This window comes from Salinicoccus albus DSM 19776 (assembly GCF_000385175.1).
In the GTDB taxonomy this organism is placed as follows: Bacteria; Bacillota; Bacilli; order Staphylococcales; family Salinicoccaceae; genus Salinicoccus; species Salinicoccus albus.
The window spans coordinates 117,191-130,011 of record NZ_ARQJ01000029.1 but is presented as its reverse complement, the minus strand read 5'-3'; the positions used below and the strand labels follow the sequence as shown (position 1 = coordinate 130,011).

The 12,821-nt window shown below is 47.4% G+C and carries 13 protein-coding genes and 1 riboswitch; of the genes, 9 read left to right on the top strand and 4 right to left on the bottom strand.

Annotation, left to right across the window (positions count from 1 at the left end):
- The first annotated feature begins 2 nt into the window (after positions 1-2).
- The 4 genes from G343_RS0109200 to G343_RS0109185 all read left to right on the top strand — a co-directional run bounded on the left by G343_RS0109200 (position 3) and on the right by G343_RS0109185 (position 3,228).
- Entirely contained in the window at positions 3-1,109 is a 1,107-nt protein-coding gene (locus tag G343_RS0109200) for an alanine racemase (protein ID WP_020007849.1), read from the top strand.
- A gap of 14 nt (positions 1,110-1,123) precedes the next feature.
- Positions 1,124-2,224 (top strand): threonine synthase, encoded by a 1,101-nt coding sequence (locus G343_RS0109195; RefSeq protein ID WP_020007848.1) that lies wholly within the window; start codon positions 1,124-1,126, stop codon positions 2,222-2,224.
- A gap of 68 nt (positions 2,225-2,292) precedes the next feature.
- Complete coding sequence (locus tag G343_RS0109190) at positions 2,293-2,628, top strand: PH domain-containing protein (protein WP_020007847.1); 336 nt, start codon at positions 2,293-2,295, stop codon at positions 2,626-2,628.
- Positions 2,629-2,667: 39 nt separating this feature from the next.
- Positions 2,668-3,228, top strand: coding sequence for a thioredoxin family protein (locus tag G343_RS0109185; RefSeq protein ID WP_020007846.1), 561 nt, complete (start codon positions 2,668-2,670; stop codon positions 3,226-3,228).
- A 151-nt stretch (positions 3,229-3,379) separates the two neighbouring features.
- Here the strand turns inward: G343_RS0109185 and G343_RS0109175 are convergent, their stop codons facing one another.
- The 4 genes from G343_RS0109175 to G343_RS0109160 form a co-directional block, all read right to left on the bottom strand.
- Entirely contained in the window at positions 3,380-4,036 is a 657-nt protein-coding gene (locus G343_RS0109175) for a hypothetical protein (RefSeq protein ID WP_020007844.1), read from the bottom strand.
- Between the two features lie 146 nt (positions 4,037-4,182).
- Positions 4,183-4,671 (bottom strand): hypothetical protein, encoded by a 489-nt coding sequence (locus tag G343_RS0109170; RefSeq protein WP_020007843.1) that lies wholly within the window; start codon positions 4,669-4,671, stop codon positions 4,183-4,185.
- Positions 4,664-5,422: an ABC transporter permease gene (locus tag G343_RS0109165; protein WP_020007842.1), complete on the bottom strand. Its 759-nt coding sequence runs from the start codon at positions 5,420-5,422 to the stop codon at positions 4,664-4,666. The genes G343_RS0109170 and G343_RS0109165 overlap by 8 nt, the downstream gene beginning before the upstream one ends.
- The gene (locus tag G343_RS0109160) at positions 5,419-6,123 is read right to left on the bottom strand and encodes an ABC transporter ATP-binding protein (RefSeq protein ID WP_020007841.1); all 705 of its coding nucleotides are present in this window, start codon (positions 6,121-6,123) and stop codon (positions 5,419-5,421) included. The genes G343_RS0109165 and G343_RS0109160 overlap by 4 nt, the downstream gene beginning before the upstream one ends.
- A 50-nt stretch (positions 6,124-6,173) precedes the next feature.
- Here G343_RS0109160 and G343_RS0109155 point away from each other — a divergent pair, with 50 nt between their 5' ends.
- From G343_RS0109155 to G343_RS0109135, 5 genes are all read left to right on the top strand, one after another.
- Positions 6,174-7,022 (top strand): DUF72 domain-containing protein, encoded by an 849-nt coding sequence (locus G343_RS0109155; RefSeq protein ID WP_020007840.1) that lies wholly within the window; start codon positions 6,174-6,176, stop codon positions 7,020-7,022.
- A gap of 90 nt (positions 7,023-7,112) precedes the next feature.
- Positions 7,113-7,934 (top strand): sulfite exporter TauE/SafE family protein, encoded by an 822-nt coding sequence (locus G343_RS0109150; protein ID WP_020007839.1) that lies wholly within the window; start codon positions 7,113-7,115, stop codon positions 7,932-7,934.
- 10 nt (positions 7,935-7,944) lie between these two features.
- Positions 7,945-9,252: a bifunctional metallophosphatase/5'-nucleotidase gene (locus tag G343_RS0109145; protein WP_020007838.1), complete on the top strand. Its 1,308-nt coding sequence runs from the start codon at positions 7,945-7,947 to the stop codon at positions 9,250-9,252.
- A 215-nt stretch (positions 9,253-9,467) separates the two neighbouring features.
- Positions 9,468-10,775, top strand: a complete 1,308-nt coding sequence (locus G343_RS0109140) for an L-lactate MFS transporter (RefSeq protein WP_020007837.1) — start codon at positions 9,468-9,470, stop codon at positions 10,773-10,775.
- Positions 10,776-10,842: 67 nt separating this feature from the next.
- A riboswitch (Lysine riboswitch) is annotated at positions 10,843-11,009 on the top strand.
- An 83-nt stretch (positions 11,010-11,092) separates the two neighbouring features.
- Positions 11,093-12,676: a Na+/H+ antiporter NhaC family protein gene (locus tag G343_RS0109135; protein ID WP_020007836.1), complete on the top strand. Its 1,584-nt coding sequence runs from the start codon at positions 11,093-11,095 to the stop codon at positions 12,674-12,676.
- Positions 12,677-12,821: the final 145 nt, after the last annotated feature.

Below are 12,821 nucleotides of genomic sequence, written 5' to 3'. Positions count from 1 at the left end.
ATATGCATTATACAGAAATCGACACCCCGGCACTGGTGATTGACAGATCGGTGCTTGAAAATAATATCAAAGATGTTCAGCACATCGCAGATAATAATCATGTGGCGCTCAGGCCGCATGCGAAGACCCATAAGATGTCCCGCCTGGCACGCATGCAGACGGAGGGCGGTGCTTCCGGCATCACTGTTGCCAAAGTCGGAGAAGCGGAGGTCATGGCTGGAAATGGTCTCGATGATATCTTCATTGCCAATCAAATTGTTGGGAGAACCAAGCTCAGAAGAATTAGAAAATTAGCAGAGACCATTGATATTTCCTTCGGTATTGACGCTCTCCAGCATGTGGACGAGATAGAAAGCGTGTTTGAAGGCTCGGATAAAAAAGCACAGGTACTCGTCGAGATAGAGGTCGGTGAAAACCGTTCCGGTGTGATTGAGGAAGACGACTTCAAAACCTTGCTGAGAGCCATGAAAAACAGTGATAACGTTGAATTCAAAGGTGTGTTTTCCCATGACGGTCATACTTATAAGGCAGCAGATACAAGTGAATTGAAGCGGTTGTATGAGGAGAGTGCAAATCGGACAGTACATTTCAGCCAGCTTGCCGGGGAATTGGGAATGACGGCTGACATCGTCAGCATCGGTTCAACACCGCCGGTCATGATGGGTCTTGAAATTCCGCAGGGGGTGACTGAGATCCGTCCGGGGACTTATATATTGATGGATGCCGGTCAATCGGGAGTCATCGGCACATTTGACCGTGTGGCCGGAACCATTTTAACAACCATCATCAGTCAGCCCACCGCAGCACGGGTCATCACAGATGTCGGTGCAAAAGGTATTACGAAGGAAACGAGAGATAAAGGGATCACTGCGACCACAGGTCTCGGCTTGATCAAAGGGTATGACGGTGTATTTATTGACAGCGTGTTTGATGAACATGCAATCATATACGATGCAGATTTCAGCCGGCAGGTTGAAATTGGGGATAATGTGAGGATCATCCCGAACCACATCTGTCCGGTCTCCAACCTGCACGAAAAAGCATATATCGTTGACAACGACGAAGTGGTCGAAGAAGTTGAAATTGACTGCAGGGCAAAGCTCAAATAGAGGGGGGATGGGCGATGGAACAATACATATGCAATGCATGCGGCAGGAAATATGAAGTTACGCGCTCCAGATGGAAGTGTGAGTGCGGCGGCATGCTTGATTTGGACAAAGCAGCTGTAACAGTGCGTCCGGAAACATGGACGAAATTTCCAAACTCAATGTTCAGATATGCAGATTCGATGCCTTTTGAGTGTTCCGGCATATGGCAGCAGGTGACGATGGGTGAAGGCCTTACACCGCTGCTCCCGCTGGACGGTACAACGCCAGACGTTTACGTCAAAGTGGATTATATGATGCCGACACTGTCGTTTAAAGACAGGGGTGCGGCAGTGCTGATCGCCAAAGCAAAAGCACTCGGCGCTGCGAAGGTCATTGCCGACAGCAGCGGCAATGCCGGCACTTCAATCGCATCGTATTCGGCCCGCGCCGGCATTGAATGTGATGTTTATCTCAGTGATACGACCTCGCAGAAAAAAATGGCGCAGGTTAAAGCACATGGTGCGAATGTCAGGGAAATTCCCGGTTCGCGTGAAGCGGTTGCCGCGGCAGCTCAGCAGGCGGTGGCGGACGAAGGAGTGTTCTATGCCAGCCATGTGTATAATCCGTATTTTTATGAGGGGACCAAAACATATGCTTATGAAATCTTTGAAGCCTGCGGAGGCGCACCGGACACGCTGATTATTCCCGCAGGCAACGGGACGCTGCTGCTCGGTGCCTATTACAGTTTCAAGGAGCTTTTGGACAGCCGGCTCATAGACCGGCTGCCGCGCATCATCGCTGTACAGGCTGCGAATGTGGCACCGCTGGCACTGGCTTTTGAAAAAGGGGACAAAGCAGCGACCCCCGTTGAGGGTAAAGGTACCCTGGCTGAAGGGATTGCGATCGCCGCGCCGGCAAGATCAAAGCAGATTTTAGAAGCGGTCAGGGAAACGAACGGTGAATTTATCACGATTGAGGAACATGAAATTCATTCTGCCAGAACCGCCCTGGCTGCGAAAGGGTATTATGTTGAAGTGACATCCGCAGCAAACTATGCCGCCCATCTCAAATATGACCGGGCACCTGGAGAAACGGTTGTCATTCCGTTGTGCGGTGCCGGCATGAAGTCAGACTGACGTTTTATTTTCAAGGATAATCTGTATAATGTTTGGTGAGAAAATTTATACAGGCGGAGGCATATGCTATGGAGGAAAAAGTTTTGAAAAATGGCAACGGTAATCTGTGGAAGGGCTCCAGGCCGATCCAGGGGAAATTATTTCTGACGAATCAGAAGCTGCACCACAGACCGAATCTAACTGCAATGCACCGCAAAGAAAGAAACGTGATGCTCAGTGAAATCAAGGCTGTGGAAATCGGCAATACGATGGCCTACGGATTCATTCCGCTGCCGAATGAATTGAAAGTCATCCTCCATGATGGCGAAGAATTGAAGTATATCGTCAATCGGCGGAGGAAATGGCAGGAAGCGATCGAACAGGCAGTCAAAGAATATGCAGGTGACGCAGAGGGGCGCAGGTGAATATGGTGCATAGGATACAATATTGAGAGGATGGATAAAATGACTGAATTAGACCAGTGGTTCGACAAGGCGATGAGTGCTGAGCAATATATTAATGACATGGAAGCGCACAGGGAAAATCTGCAGAAGGTCTGCGACAATTTCGAATTGCCTGAAGACGAAGATTTCTTTAGTCATCTGAAAAGGAAAAATTTAAGAGCCATCGTCATTACAGAAGACTGGTGCGGAGATGCGATGGTGAACACACCCGTCCTGCTCCATCTCGCAGAAAAAAGCGATATGGAAGTCCGCATGATTTTAAGGGACTCCAACCTGGAGCTCATGGATCAGTATTTAACAAACGGCAAATCAAGATCCATCCCGATCATCATCTTCATCGATGCGTATGGAGCGGAAGTTACACACTGGGGACCGCGTTCAGAAGAAAACCAGAGGCAGGTAGATGCACTCATGGCCGGACTGCCGGACAAAGAAGCCGACAACTATAAAGAAAAATTCAGGGAAAAGATCGGCGAGCTGACAAAACGATTCACCACAGAAGAGGAAATGTGGCAATCCGCCTATCAGAGCATGAAAGCGAAACTTGAAGCGAATATATAAACAAGAGCACCAGGGGCAAGTCCCCGGTGCTCTTGTTTAAAATTCAGGAAGCGTTCTGAAGATATGAGTGAATATCATAAAGATCATATTTATCTGTCATTATCGGTCATGTCACCTTTGATCGTTGTCATTGTGTTAATAGTGATGACATTTACTTGATACGTGAAGCCATTTCCGCCACGTCTTCATCATTCCCGGGTTCTACATAAACCGTTTCAGTATTATTAATGATCTCCCGGGTTGTTTCTTCCATGACACTGGAATCATTATTGTAGGTTTCCGGGTTTTCCCAGCGTTTCGGCACATTATATATGTTAATTGTGCCGTCCCCATTGCTGCTGTAGGTAACTGCACCATCAACCAGTCTGGAACCGGAGAGGTGAACAACATCTTCAGGATAATTCAGGCTGCCCTCGTCCAAAGGATTCATTTGAGTGCCTTCTGGGATATGTTCTGCATATAATTCTTCAATGTCCGGGTTGGGGCCGAATTGTAAATAAATACGTGCATATTCAATTTCTTCCGTGGAATAAGCTTCAAGCGGATTTGTGGCTTCTGCCGGTTCATCCGAAGATTCAACTGAATCATTTGTGTCAGTATCTTCATTTGAATCATTGGTTCCGGAATGATCAGCTGGATGTTTATTCTCTGTTTCTGCAGTATTTTCTGAAGGAGCGCTTTCATCTGACTCTGATGTCGTTTCCTCAGTGGCGGTATTGTCAGCGGCGTTTGGATCGTCTTGACTCGTACAACCGGCAGCCAGAAAAATTAAGGCAGTTAAAGATATCTTTTGAATGGTTTTCAGCATCAGATCACGGCTCCTTGAAATGTCATAAAAACAGTATAGAAATCTATTAAACAATGTCCGTCAATGGTTGTTGCTGGACGCCGCGTCCCCCCTCGGGCCAATCTTCGGCACCGGACTGGTGCATGCACCAGGACACCACATCAGCATTACAATTTTTCTCCTGAAGCATAGATTTCGAGCGATTCGAAGTCGACTGCCTCTGTCTGCACGAAGAATGTGCTCGGGATGGCGATCTCTGAACAGGCCACGTCCTGTGGATCTTCGCCTTCTTCGACGACGGGCGTGAGCTCGAACATGAATTTGAGGAGACCCCCGTCATTTTCTACATTTTCCAGCAGATAGCCGCAGCCGTTTTCTGTAACTGAGATCTGGAAAACATGGGATTCATCAAAATTCACTGAATCGATATCTACATCAGCGCCGCTCTCCTGAACGGCTGTCTGCAGCATTTCCTGGTCGGTGATATGATTGATGCCATTTGTAAATGTGCCCGTGTCTCCGGATTCAGTTTTGCCGATGATTTCATAGCTGATGCCGGTTTCTTCCTCGTTTTCTGCTCCGAAACTGCAGGCTGTAAATACCGGTACAACCAGTATAAGTATGGCGGATAAAATGCCGCGTTTGATGTTAGTCATATTTCAGCCCCACAAACTGTAGTTTTTGATTGAAAAGTTTTGGATATGACATGTATCCGACGATGACAGAACACAGGGTTGCATTGGTCAGGATGAGGAACAGTATCAACAACTGGTACATGACGGCTTCCATCGGATCGGCGCCGCCGATGATCAGACCGCTCATCATGCCCGGAAGCTGAACGAGTCCCATTGTTTTCTGTGCTTCGATGGTGGGAATCATGCTGGTCCGGATGGCGGATTTCAAACTTCTGTCGACAGCCATCTTCGGCTGTCCGCCCATCGACAGGATGAGTTCTATCGTCTCATCACTTCTTTCGATTTCATCTTTGAATTTATCAAGGAATAACAGTGAAAGCACCATGCAGTTCCCGATTACCATGCCGCTGATGGGAATGACTTCTTCGGGTTCAAATGGAATGATGTTCAGGCTGAGCATAATACCCATGGATAAAACTTCCACAAATACGAGTGTGGAGACGATGATGACCTTTATCCCCGGTATTCCCGACCCTTTTTTAAAGATATTTTGTGAAGCGGCCGCAATCATCAGAGCAATCATGAGAATGATGTAGACAGGCTGATCGCTTTCAAACACGAATGTAAGTATGTAACCGATGATGAGCAGCTGGATGGTTGATCTTACTGTTGCGATAATAACATCTTTTTTTAGGCCGAGCTTCAATATTATGGTCAGTCCAAGCGGTATGGCAACGAATACCAATGCGGTTGCGAGCTGTATGAACGTCATAATTCTTCCCCCTCCACAAATCTCCGGATGATTGTATTATCTGAATCGTCAAGCAGGGAGATATCACCGTAGTCAATCAGTTCCCCCTCTCTTAAAAACCAGATATCTTCACTGACCCGCCGGGCCTGGTCCAGGTCATGGGTGATCCAGATGACTGTGACATTCTCCGCTCTCTGCAAACGGACGATCAGTCGTTCAATTTCCTTGACCATGCGGTAATCAAGACCGGAGGTGATTTCATCCAACAGCAGCACATGCGGTTGATTGACCAGTGTCCTGGCGATTGAAACCCTGCTTTTTTCTCCGCCGGACAGCTCCTTGATATTTCTTTGGAGCGAAATGTGATCCAGATCCACCCGTTCGAGGAGTGAATTTGCGCGGGCCTCAGCAAGGGTATCATTGAAAATCGCCCGCGGCAGGTTTAAGTTATCGAAAATGGTACCTTCAATCATCGGTGCGCTCTGAAAAGCCATCCCCATTTCTTTTCTGAGTTCTATCATGTCGATGTTTTTAACATTTTCGCCCTTGTAATAAATATCACCTGTCTCTGGTGAAAGCAAGCCGTTGATATGTTTCATACATGTTGTTTTACCCGCACCGCTGGGACCGACAAACGCAGTTATATTATTTTCTTTAAACGTTCCGGTGATATTATGCAGTATGTCCTGATGGCTGACATTTTCGAATTCTATGATATGCATTGGAAGTGTCCTCCTGTAAAATTGTGTTACAATAAATTAAGGTGATTTTTATGATTTATGCAGGGTTAACGGGCTGGGGAGATCACGATGATCTCTACACCGGCATTACGAATAAAAAAGATAAACTCGTTACATATTCGTCCCATTTTCCGATAGTGGAATTGGACGCCACTTATTATGCCATACAACGGACTTCAACTATAGAAAAATGGTGCAGCGAAACGCCGAAGCAGTTCCGCTTTGTTGTAAAAGCGCATCAGTTTATGACCGGACACAGTGATTACCGGGAGTATTATGACTCGATCAAAGATGTTTTCTCGGCGTTCCGCGATATGCTCCGCCCGATGGCAGCGGCGGGGAAGCTTGGTTTCGTATTGCTGCAGTTCCCGCCGTGGTTTGATTGTAACCATAAGAATATCAGATATATCAAATATGCCAAAACCCAGCTGGAACCTTATAAGGTTGCTGTTGAATTCAGAAACAGCACATGGTTTCAGCCTGACTACAAAGAAGAGACGCTGTCGTTTTTATACAATAATAATATGATTCACAGTATTTGCGATGAGCCTCAAGCGGGTATAGGAAGTATACCATTTGTCAACAGAGTGACCGACCAGACAGCATTCATCCGGATGCACGGCAGGAATGTTCATGGATGGACACAAAAGGACCGCTCGAGTGAAGAGTGGCGTAACGTCAGGTATCTATATGATTATAACAAATCTGAACTGGAATGGTTAAAGCGGCAGGTGGAAATTCTGAGCCATAAGACAAAAGATACATTTATCGTGTTCAACAACAACTCAGGCGGTCATGCAGCAAATAACGCCATGGATTTTCTGAAACTGATGGGGATCCAATATGAAGGGCTTTCACCCAGGCAATTGAGATTGTTTTAAGCAGGAAAGTTCAGCTTTCTGCGCTATAAGTGCAAGTCCGGTTCCGGATTAAAGGCAAATGATGATTGGACTTCAAAAGGGGATACGCTTATGGAATATCTCATACTCATATTGATCGGGCTTTCTGCAGCTGCGCTCGGTTCATTGATCGGTATTGGCGGCGGTGTCATCATCGTCCCGCTGCTTGTCTTTTTCGGCATTGATGCAGGTATTCTGGAACGTGTGACACCGCAGAGCGCCGTGGGTACTTCTGCCTTAATACTGATTATCATCGGATTATCAGCCATGATGTCCTATGGCAGGAGCAACCAGGTGGATAAAAAGAACGGGGCATTATTTCTGTTTGGCATCATGCCGGGGGCTTTCATCGGATCTTATGTCAGCCGATTCTTTACAGCAGACAGTTTTAATTTATATTTCGGGCTGTTTCTCATATTTTTAAGCACACTGCTTCTCATAAGAAACAGGATAAAGCCCATTACAATCTTTCAGGACGAACGCTATGTCAAACCGCATGTTGACAATATGGGGCAGACGCATCATTATGGTTTCGCCCCCTACGTCGCAATCATTTCCACGTTTGTCGTCGGATTCTTCACGGGACTTTTTGGTATCGGCGGCGGTGCACTGATGACTCCGCTTATGCTGATAGCCTTCCGGATGCCGGCTTCCATTGCCATTGGAACAAGTATGATGATGGTTTTCTTCTCAGGACTCTCCGCTGCATTCGGCCACATCATCCAGGGCAACGTGGATTACTGGTACGCTCTGTTCATCCTCCCGGCAGCTTTTGTCGGTGCGAAGATCGGGGTATCAGTCAATCGTCAGTTCAATTCCGATGCCCTGGTTGTCGTGCTCCGCTCGGTACTGTTCCTGTTAGGTGTTTATATGATTCTACAGACAATCCTTTAGAGGTGATCCGATGGAGATAAAACTCTTCCATACCAATGATATACACAGCCATTTATATAACTACTTAAAAATAATGTCATTTTTAAAGAATAAAAAGACCCAGTACCATGACCGTATGTTCTACCTGGAGCTTGGCGACCATATTGACCGGGCCCATCCCTATACAGAAGCGACGCTCGGCAGAGGCAATGTGGGAATGCTCAATGAAGCCGGCGTTGATGTGGCGACGATCGGCAACAACGAAGGCATTACACTCCAGAAGGAAGAATTGAAGCACCTGTACGATGATGCAGCATTCGATGTCATCTGTGCTAATCTCCGTGAAGTGGGGAGTACCGATCCATTTTTCAAACCCTACACGATCAAAGAGATAGAGGGCATCAAGTTCGGATTTATCGCAGCCACAGTGGAATTCACGCCTTTCTACAAAGCGCTTGGCTGGGAAGTTTCCGAAGCGTTTGACTGGATTCTCCGCGCCATCCGGGAGATTAATACAGAAGTGGACTGCATCATCATGATGAGTCATCTCGGCAGATATGACGACGAATCACTGGCGATGATGTTCCCTGAAATCGATGTGATTCTAAGTTCCCATACCCACCATTATTTCACCGAAGGCAGCTGGGTCGGGGACACACTGCTGGCAGCGGCCGGCAGATTCGGCGATTTCGTCGGCGAGGTGACGCTGACATTTGAAGACAGGAAAATTACCAGGAAACGGGCGGAATTGTATGAAGCGGATCTGTTGGCCGGTGTGGATGATAACTATTATGAAGCCGGCAAAGAAATGCTTCAGACAGTTGTCAAAGAAGGTCTCGAGCCGATCGACCGGCGGCTTTATTCCGCCAGCAGATTCGTCACTTTCCTGGCCTGGATGGTTCAGAAATTCACCGGCAGCGACGCCGGGCTGGTCCATACCGGTCTGATTGCCAAACCGTTTGACGGCGGTTCGATGACGGAGTACGACCTTCATAAAGTGCTGCCGCATGCCATCAATACGGTTCAGATAGAGCTGACGGGCCGGGAGTTGAAAGAAGTGATCAACCAGGCCTCCAAGCATGAACATAAAAATGAAGTGATACGCGGACTCGGTTTCCGGGGAGACATATTCGGCTGTTTCGTGACCTATGACATCGGCTATATCCAGTCGGAAAGAGAGTATTTCATCGGCGGGGAAACGATTGATGATAAAGGCAAATATACATTGGGCACACTGGATATGTATACCTTCGGCCGGATTTTCCCGCAGTTCAGGTATTCGAAGAAAAGTTATTTCATGCCTGAGTTCCTGAGGGACATATTTAAAAAGTATATTTGACACGGGAATCCGGCCCAAATGAATCACTTTTACATTTCTGATATCCATCATTAATCCAAGCTGTACACGATAGGGAAACTGCCTTACGTGTACAGCTTTTTCTTTGTAAAGTGTTATTGTAAAAATGCAATATAATAATTATAATGGTATTATCATATATTATACAGCGCTTTCATTTTAATCTGTATAGTAGATTTTTTTAAGGGGGTATGATTTTGGAAGTTAACAAGAATCGCTGGTTAATTGCGCTGTCTGGGGTGGGCATACATATTTCAATCGGTTCCGTCTATGCCTGGAGCGTATTCACCGGACCGTTGCAGGAAGAAATTGGCTGGTCATTATCCGACGTATCATTCACATTCAGCCTGGCCATTTTATTCCTTGGGCTTTCAGCGGCATTTATGGGGCATTTCGTTGAGAAATATGGTCCGCGAGTGTCCGGAGTTGTATCGACAATATTCTTCGCTGCCGGGATGGCGGTTGCAGGCTATGCAGTTTCAATCGAAAGTTTATGGCTGTTATATTTAGGATATGGGGTGCTCGGCGGTATTGGTCTCGGCATCGGTTATATCACGCCCGTGTCCACGCTCGTCAAATGGTTCCCGGATAGAAGAGGGATGGCAACAGGTCTTGCGATTATGGGGTTTGGCTTTGCTGCCATGATTGCCAGTCCAGTGATGGAATATCTGATGGTGACATTGAGCATTCCTGCCACGTTTTACATACTGGCGGCCGCCTATCTGCTCATTATGCTTATATCCAGTCTGTATCTGGAAAAGCCGCCTGAAGGCTATTCCCCTAAAAGCGGCAGTCAGTCCGACAGCCAGTCAACAGACACTCAGGCGGCACCAGCCGAAGACCTTGTCCAGCTGACAGCGAATGAAGCGGTGAAAACGAAAAGGTTTTATTTCTTATGGCTGATGCTGTTCATTAACGTGACCTGTGGCATCGCCATATTAAACGTAGCCAGCCCGATGGCCCAGGAAATTACGGGTGTAACAGCTGCAGCAGCAGCGTTGATTGTGGGTGTGATGGGTGTCTTTAACGGCAGCGGCCGGCTCATCTGGGCATCTATTTCCGATTATATCGGTCGTCCGAACTTATATACTGCATTTTTTGTGATTCAAATCGCAGTTTTTGGATTACTGCCGGTTGTTACAAATGAATATTTGTTCTCAATCCTGCTGTTCATCATGATTTCATGTTACGGCGGCGGATTTGCTGCGATACCTGCGTATATTGGTGATATCTTTGGCACGAAACAGCTCGGCGCCATCCATGGCTATATATTAACAGCCTGGGCAGCTGCAGGGCTGGCCGGTCCGTTTATCGTATCGACGATCTATGAGGCCACGTCCAGCTATACATTGACACTATATATCTTTACAGCGATGTTTGTTCTGGCACTGATTATTTCCCTGCTGATCCGCACCGACATTCGCAAATTGAACGCAGCTGCAGATCGGCAGGAACCCAGCGATGCCAGATCAGAGGGTACAGGTTCTTTTGTGAATGATAATTAAGACTATATTGAATCGACGCATTTTATCATGCGGATTTCTATGGTATAATATGAATGTTAATTGAAGAACGGAAGGTAGAGGCTGCGATTTTCATCAGTATCCACAACGAGCGGACGTGCATTGAACTGTGGAGAAAGGGAAGATCGCCGAAGTCCGGGTCTGCGGTGGCAGACCGGGCTGGGGCCCGATTTAACAGATCGGGTGCTGTCATTACGATGATGCGCTACACTTAGTGATCGGACGTCACAGTGGCTAATTCTGTAATGCTGCTGTGGCGTTCTTTATTCATATTGAAAATCTGGGTGGAGGTAACATAGATGGAAAGCATTTTAAACTGGGAATATATATCGCTTGTGCCGCCGCTTCTGACGCTCCTGCTCGTTGTGGTTACACGCAGGGTGGGTATCAGTCTCGGTGTCGGCATCCTGACGTCTGCATTTGTTGTTGCAGGCGGCAGTGTCATGGAGACGCTCGGGCTCATATGGGATTCATTCGCTATGATATTCGTTTCAGAGGGCGCGATCAACACATGGAATGCATTTATCCTCATATTCCTGACATTGCTTGGCATGATGACGGCATTCATGAATATGTCGGGGGGCGCCAAAGCATTTACAGCATGGGCGCTGACAAAAGTGAAGTCCAGGCGCGGGTCCAGTCTGGCCACCGCATGCTTGGGCATCATCGTATTCATCGATGATTATTTCAGTGCTTTGATTGTCGGTCAGGTGGCAAAACCCCTGACGGATAAGTATAGTGTCTCAAGAGCTAAACTCGCCTATCTGATCGATACGACAGCTTCACCTATATCGGTGATTGCACCGATATCCAGCTGGGGTGCGGGTATCATGGGGCTGGTCGCCCCGCTGCTTGCCGCGGGGGGCCTTGTTGCTGTGACACCGTTCCAGGCATTTATCTATATGATCCCGATGAATCTTTACGTGCTCACGGCACTTGCCATGATGTTCATCGTTATCATCACACGTTTTGATATCGGAGCGATGCGCAAACACGAGGAGCGTGCCATCAATGAAGGTCAGCTTGCAGATACAGGCAGGGACACCCCGGGGGACGGGGATGAAGGTCTGCCAATACATGAACAGGGCTCAGCCAGGGCGTTGATCGTGCCGATTCTGGCACTCGCTGTCACCGTTGTCATCGCGATGATCATTACCGGTGCAAATACCGGGGGGTCCTGGAACCTGCTGTCAATATTCGAAAACACGCTCGTGACACATTCATTGCTTGCAGGCGGGGCTGCCGGTCTGATTGTCGCATTGTTCTATTATTTCAAATATACCAGGCAGGATAATAATTTTGGCAGGACAGAAATCTGGCTTGGTGTGAAAACCGGTTTCATGGCGATGTTTCCCGCCATAATGGTATTGACGCTTGCGTGGATGATCGGCGAGCTCATCTCGGCACTCGGTACAGGAGAATTGCTCGGTGCAATGGTTGAACAATCCAATCTGCCGACAGGCATGCTGCTGGCAGTGGTATTTGCGATTGCATGTCTGATGGCAGTGGCCACGGGGACGAGCTGGGGCTCATTCGGCATACTCATTCCGATTACCGGTGAAATTATGATTTCACTCGGCGCGACTGATCTGCTCCTGCCGGGCATAGCAGCAGTACTCGCGGGGGCGGTTTTCGGTGACCACTGTTCACCGATATCAGACTCCACCATCCTTTCCTCTACGGGAGCGGGGAGCAATCACATTTCACATGTGATTACACAGTTGCCTTATGCACTGATTTCTGCTGGAATTGCACTTGTCGGCTATGTTGTACTCGGACTGACCACCAGTGTATGGCTGTCGCTGGTGACAATTGCGATTCTGCTCGCAGTCGTCACTGTCATTTCAAGATTCGTGTATTCACCCATCGTTAAAAAGGCGTAATCGGTACGCACACTCCGGATATCATTCTGTTCGGGGTTGCGTATAAGATGGGTGTATTGTGTCATATTTGTCTGAATAATAATTATTTATACTCTCATAAAATGAATTAAGTATGCTACGATATAGGTAACCTTTCTTAGCTGAC

Coding starts and splice junctions, on each gene's coding strand:
- G343_RS0109200 (WP_020007849.1), top strand. CDS start 3: ATGCATTATACAGAAATCGACACCCCGGCACTGGTGATTGACAGATCG.
- G343_RS0109150 (WP_020007839.1), top strand. CDS start 7,113: ATGGAATATCTCATACTCATATTGATCGGGCTTTCTGCAGCTGCGCTC.
- G343_RS0109195 (WP_020007848.1), top strand. CDS start 1,124: ATGGAACAATACATATGCAATGCATGCGGCAGGAAATATGAAGTTACG.
- G343_RS0109155 (WP_020007840.1), top strand. CDS start 6,174: ATGATTTATGCAGGGTTAACGGGCTGGGGAGATCACGATGATCTCTAC.
- G343_RS0109145 (WP_020007838.1), top strand. CDS start 7,945: ATGGAGATAAAACTCTTCCATACCAATGATATACACAGCCATTTATAT.
- G343_RS0109185 (WP_020007846.1), top strand. CDS start 2,668: ATGACTGAATTAGACCAGTGGTTCGACAAGGCGATGAGTGCTGAGCAA.
- G343_RS0109190 (WP_020007847.1), top strand. CDS start 2,293: ATGGAGGAAAAAGTTTTGAAAAATGGCAACGGTAATCTGTGGAAGGGC.
- G343_RS0109160 (WP_020007841.1), bottom strand. CDS start 6,123: ATGCATATCATAGAATTCGAAAATGTCAGCCATCAGGACATACTGCAT.
- G343_RS0109165 (WP_020007842.1), bottom strand. CDS start 5,422: ATGACGTTCATACAGCTCGCAACCGCATTGGTATTCGTTGCCATACCG.
- G343_RS0109175 (WP_020007844.1), bottom strand. CDS start 4,036: ATGCTGAAAACCATTCAAAAGATATCTTTAACTGCCTTAATTTTTCTG.
- G343_RS0109135 (WP_020007836.1), top strand. CDS start 11,093: ATGGAAAGCATTTTAAACTGGGAATATATATCGCTTGTGCCGCCGCTT.
- G343_RS0109170 (WP_020007843.1), bottom strand. CDS start 4,671: ATGACTAACATCAAACGCGGCATTTTATCCGCCATACTTATACTGGTT.